Raw genomic sequence first — 5,390 nt, forward strand, 5'->3', positions numbered from 1 at the left:
CCGGCAGAATGTCGTCGGCGAATTCGAGAATCGCGCCCCAGTTTTCCATCCCGCCGAAGTTCAGGTCCTTTTGCTCCTTGAACGCGTCGTTCGCGGCGATCGTGTCGAACTTGGTGAGCGGCAACGGAATGCCGGTGTAGCGATAGTAGTAATCGAGCGCCTGCTTGGTCTGCTGCATGGCCGGCTTCGCCCAGTCACGCATGCCGGGCGGCGTGAAGATGCGCAGATGCAGACCGTTGCCGTCGGGCAGCGGGCTCGAGAAGTCGTCTTCGAGAATGTCGAACTGGCCGCCGCCGAAGAAGAGCAGATACGAAGGCATCGGCGGCGTTTTTTCGAACGACACCAGCTTGTAGCCGCTATCCACATTCACTGCCGGCTTCTCCGCCGCGTTCGACACGACATTCCAGTTCTGCGGGACTTCCGCGCTCACCTCATAGGTGGGCCGGAAAGCCGGCTCGTCCCAGCCGGGGAACCATTGACGCGCGAGGTTCGATTCGCCTTGCGTGAGAATCGCGCCGCTCGTCGTGCCATCGGTCGACTTCAGGTCGACGCGGAACACGCCCTCCGCCGCGGAGCAACCCGGATAGGGGTCGTCGCCGCAACTGCCGCCGGTCTTGGCGACCGGATCGTCGTAAGTCTTGAAGTTGATGATGCCGCTCCACTCCATGTGCAGCGAGTAGTTACCGGCGGCGATCTGTCCGCTCACTGGCCGAAGCTGGTAGAAATCGCCGTCATCTTGCGGCGTGGCGATCAACGGGATGTTGCCTGGCTGCAGCGTGATCGTGCCGTTCGTGAACTTGATGCGGTGTCCAGCAATCGTGATCGCATTGACCGCCTTCAGCACCTTGATCTGAACGTCCGCGCGGCCGTCGAATGAGGAGAGAGCCGGGTTCGGCCGGAACCACAGCTTGTAGTTGATCGGCGTCACCGTGTCGGGCAATTCGACCGGCGGCACGCTCTTGTTGATCGATGTGTCCGCAACGATCGGCGCCGTGGGCGGCGCTAGCGCCACTTCGGAGGCCGCCGCGGGCGTCTGGGCGGACTTGCTCGAAAGTGATGCCGAGCCGTCTGAACCGCCGCAGCCAGCCAGAACCATTATTCCGGCTAACGCCAGGCACTGTATCTGCAATCGGAAATTTATACGCATTGTTAATCCTCGACTGACAAAATCGGCATAAAGAAAGTGCGTTGAGTGCTTAAGCTGTGTTTCTCTGTTTTTTCAGCAAAAAAGGTCTCCCGCACTAGCGCCGGATTGCTAGCGAGAATATATGGACGTGTTACTGCCTCAGCACTTGTGGCTGATTTTAGAATTACGCAACCGGATAATTACAATTCTTTCACAAAGGTGACGACGTAAGCCGCCTTCTTCGTTTTCGCGCTATCAGCTGACTGATGGACAAAGCAGCGGCTTACCTGCATCTCCATGCAGGTGGACAGGAATCAGATCAGTTTTTAGCGACAGTGCGTAGCCTAGATTGGCAAACGTTCTCGTGTCAACTTCCTTTCACAATCTTTCTTGCACTAGCGAATGGTGTATGCAGATCGAATGGCCTAAGTAATCGACAGAGTTAAGACTCTAAAAGCAGGATGGGCGCACATATCTACGAGAAACTTTATTTTATTGCGGTGCGGAGTGTGATACGGGATGTGACGATAGCGAATGCGCTTTTAAAATGAACCAGCCGGTGAGTTCACAAAATAAAATAAACATGCGATGGCTCAGCCATTCACCGCAATGACGTGCGACGAGCCGCTATCGAATGAAATGGGCGCAAATCTGTATCGCGCTGAACCGCGTATAGAACGACGACTCGTTAGCAAGGCTCGCGCAGCCCGATCTGGAACTGGCGCAGTGCTCGGGCCGCGCCCGCTGCGCCGGTAAGGCGTACAGTATGAAAGGGAGACCGACATGTCATCGATTGATTCCACACTATCCAATCTGCAGGCCGATCCACCACGCGCCACGCTCACCGCCTTCGTGTTTTCCGCCGGCGGCAGTCTGGGTGCAATAGAAGTCGGCATGCTGCGGGAACTGGTCAATCGAGGCGAGCGTCCTGATTTCGTCGTCGGCGCATCGGCGGGCGCGATTAATGCCGCCTATTTCGCGGGAAATCCGACTCGTGACGGTGTGGCCCTGCTCGAGGCGTTGTGGTGCCGGGTACGCCGGCAGGACATCATGCCGTTCTCGATGTTCGGGCTGCTCGACATGGTGCTGGGGCGCCGTACGCATCTCGTGGAGGCCACGGCGCTGCGTATTCTGCTCGAAAAGAACCTTTCCTATGCGCGCGTGGAGCAAGCGGCGTTGCCGTTGCACATTGTCGCTACCGATCTGCTCCTGGGTAAGGAAGTCGTCATATCGTCCGGTCCGGTGGTAGATGCCGTGTTGGCTAGCGCGAGTATTCGCATACGGCACAATGAAGCCCGCCGCCCCCACTTTTTTGCGGATCCCTGTCAGAACTTCGGATCTGCGGCGACTAACAACAACGCTGACATTTTTAAACAGGAAATCAGGGTGGATGACATCGATTTCGGATGTACCGCGTGTGGCAAATGCTGCCACGACTTGCGCCTGGCGCTGACGATTGCCGAGGCGATCGCCTGGCTGGAGCGCGGCGGGCAAATGGAACTCATCTGCGAGGCCATACCGTGGCCGGTCGAACCCGAGCCCGGCAATGCGCAAGCTGAATACAAACGGGCGCGTTCTTCGCCGGCAATGAGCGGAAGCCTGCCGGTCCGCGTCTCGGTCGTTCTCGCCGCGGCATTCGGAGGGGCATGTCCCAATCTGCACGCCGACATGCGCTGCGGTATCTATGAACAAAGGCCGCTGGTGTGCCGGATCTATCCCGCCGAAATCAATCCATTCGTCGAGTTAGTGCCGGAAAACAAGGGATGCCCTTCAGATGCGTGGCAGGGCAAGCCGCTGCAAAGGCAGGGCATTCTTGTCGATGCGACGACCGTCGAACTGGTCGGACAGTCGCGTCGCGCGAACCGGCTGGAGGCGCCGCTGCGCATGCAGGTATGCCTCGAGCTGGGATTGAACGATGCTGCGCTCGCGAACGAAGGCTTTGTCATGTATTCGCCGGATGGCGACGCGCTGCTGACTGCGCTGCGCCAGATTCACGCGTCCTCCAGATCGCAGGAAACCGCCCCGCAGTGGACATTCGTTTCGAATCGCGCCGCCACAGTTGAAACGCTTCTGTCGGTGGGCGCAACCGGCCATCTCGCTGAGACCACCGCTACCGGCAATTCCCGTTATCACGGTTTTTTCCCGCCTTCATCGACGTAAAACCGCCGGCGCCGGACCAGGCTCCAGATCCTGCGTGCCCTCACCCGCCGTGCCGGCACTCTGCAGGAAAGCATTGCGCTTTAGCGCACCCGCGCCGGTGAGTGCGTTACGACCGCTGACCGGCACGCTGAAGGATTGCCCTCGGGCACTATTCGGGACGATCTGAAAGAAGGCACCCTGGGAACCGCCTCAGATCAAATCAAATTGTTCAACCGCCAAAGGAATAAATCCGCCACCCAGCACGTTCAATAACCGCAACGGCCATCGGTCGTAAGAGAGGTGCGGTCATGAAGTCTGTGCTTAAGGTATTGAGCGTCGTCGTGGGCGGCGTGGCGTTGACGGGTCTCGTGGCGTGCGGAGGAGGTTCGGGGTCGATCAGCGCGCAGTCGTTCACCGCGACCGCGCTGGTCTCCGACGGCGCGGTCTCCGCGCCGCACACCGACGCGAATCTGAAAAACGGATGGGGCATCGCGTTCAATCCAAAGGGCTTCGTCTGGGTCGCCGATAACGGGACCTCTGTCGCCACGCTCTACGATGGCAACGGCATGCCGCAATCCCTGATCGTCAGCATTTCGAATGGAATCAGCGGCCCGGCGAATCCGACCGGCATCGTGTTCAATGGCACGACGGATTTCACGGTCACCCAGGGTGGCAAGAGCGGCGTGGGTGCTTTTATCTTTTCCGGTGAAGGCGGCACGATCACCGCATGGGCACCGGCGGTCGCGCCCACCACCGCGATCGTCATGTTCGACGACGGTAGTGGTGGCGCGGTCTACAAGGGGCTCGCACTCGCCAGCAATGGCACGGCGAACTTTCTCTATGCCACTGACTTCCACAACAACAAGATCGACGTGTTCGACAAGAACTTCGCGAAGGTCGCGATGCCCGGCAAGTTTCAGGACGCTTCGCTGCCGGCAGGCTTTGCGCCGTTCGGCATTCAGGCGATCGGTGCAAAGCTCTTCGTGACCTATGCCAAACAGAACGCAGTCGCGCATGACAATCTCGACGGTCCAGGGCTTGGCTTCGTCGACGTATTCGATACGGCCGGCAATCTACTGCAGCACTTCGCGTCGGCCGGTCCGCTGAACGCACCGTGGGGCGTTGCACAGGCACCTGGCAACTTCGGCCGCTTCAGCGGCGACGTACTGATCGGTAATTTCGGCGACGGCACGATAAATGCTTTCGATCCGGCAAGCGGGCAATCCCTCGGCACCGTCAAACTGTCGAATGGAACCAGGTTCGTACAACCGGGGCTTTGGGGTATCGCGTTCGGCAATGGGCTCGATAATCAGCCGGTCAACACGTTGTTTTTTGCTGCGGGGCCCAATAGCGAAGCAGACGGAGTGTATGGCCGCATCGACGTGAAAATGTGAACGGCGCGGCAGGCGTTGGCGGCGAAGCGACGAACGTGCGCTCGCGCTGTGCCGCCACGCCGCGCGGCTTCGCACCTTCCATGAGCCGCGGCATGAACGCCTAACTCTTCTCGCTGCGCACCGCGTAAGCAGACAGCGTGGCGAGACGTTCCATATTCAGCAATCGGGCAATGCGTTTCACCGCATGACGCACGCGGCCACGCAGATGCGCCACGCGCATACGGCGCCAGAAACGATCCGGTGCAAACTCGGCAAAACGCGCCTCCTTTTCGAGCAAGGCCTTGCCGCCCGGTAGATGAACGAAGGAGCAGCATCGAAACCAGCGCATGTCCCGATAGATATTGCCGGGCCAGTGACGGCCGACCGCCTGATAAGCGCCGACCTCGATCAGCCCCTGCCCTTCATCGACCAGCGCATTGAGCGTCGCGGAAATGAACGCTTCGTCGCCGTGATGCTTCACGCGTCCGCTCTCGCTGATATAGCGCGCGTAACTGGCGCGTGCGCGTGGCACTAACCGGCGCAATGCGGCGGGCGTCGCAAGAAGAAACTCGCCGCCGTACCAGCGCGGATTTCTGAGCCGCTTGCCCGCTACGATTTCCAGATCCGCAACGACCCGTTCGCTGCCGTACGGCGGAAATACCTGATCCGAAATATCGAACGCACCAATCCCGGCTTCAGCGCAGCGCTCGATCAGATTGCGCTCGAGCGGACGCAGCGCGACCATGTCGGCG

The 5,390-nt window shown here is 59.6% G+C and carries 2 protein-coding genes and 3 pseudogenes; 3 read left to right on the plus strand and 2 right to left on the minus strand.

Features of this window, described 5'->3' with window-relative positions:
* A pseudogene (locus VFE81_RS10675) lies at positions 1–1,147 on the minus strand (peptidase M1); the annotation flags it as partial.
* Between the two features lie 762 nt (positions 1,148–1,909).
* On the opposite strand from VFE81_RS10675, the pseudogene VFE81_RS10680 reads away from it, so the two are divergent.
* The 3 genes and pseudogenes from VFE81_RS10680 to VFE81_RS10690 all read left to right on the plus strand — a co-directional run.
* Positions 1,910–2,401: pseudogene (locus VFE81_RS10680) on the plus strand (patatin-like phospholipase family protein); the annotation flags it as partial.
* 111 nt (positions 2,402–2,512) lie between these two features.
* Positions 2,513–3,286, plus strand: coding sequence for a YkgJ family cysteine cluster protein (locus tag VFE81_RS10685; RefSeq protein ID WP_325044563.1), 774 nt, complete (start codon positions 2,513–2,515; stop codon positions 3,284–3,286).
* Between the two features lie 287 nt (positions 3,287–3,573).
* Entirely contained in the window at positions 3,574–4,659 is a 1,086-nt protein-coding gene (locus VFE81_RS10690; protein ID WP_325044562.1) for a TIGR03118 family protein, read from the plus strand.
* Positions 4,660–4,759: 100 nt separating this feature from the next.
* Here the strand turns inward: VFE81_RS10690 and VFE81_RS10695 are convergent.
* A pseudogene (locus VFE81_RS10695) lies at positions 4,760–5,390 on the minus strand (hypothetical protein); the annotation flags it as partial.

It is taken from the genome of Paraburkholderia sp. (assembly GCF_035656215.1).
Taxonomy (GTDB): Bacteria; Pseudomonadota; Gammaproteobacteria; order Burkholderiales; family Burkholderiaceae; genus Paraburkholderia.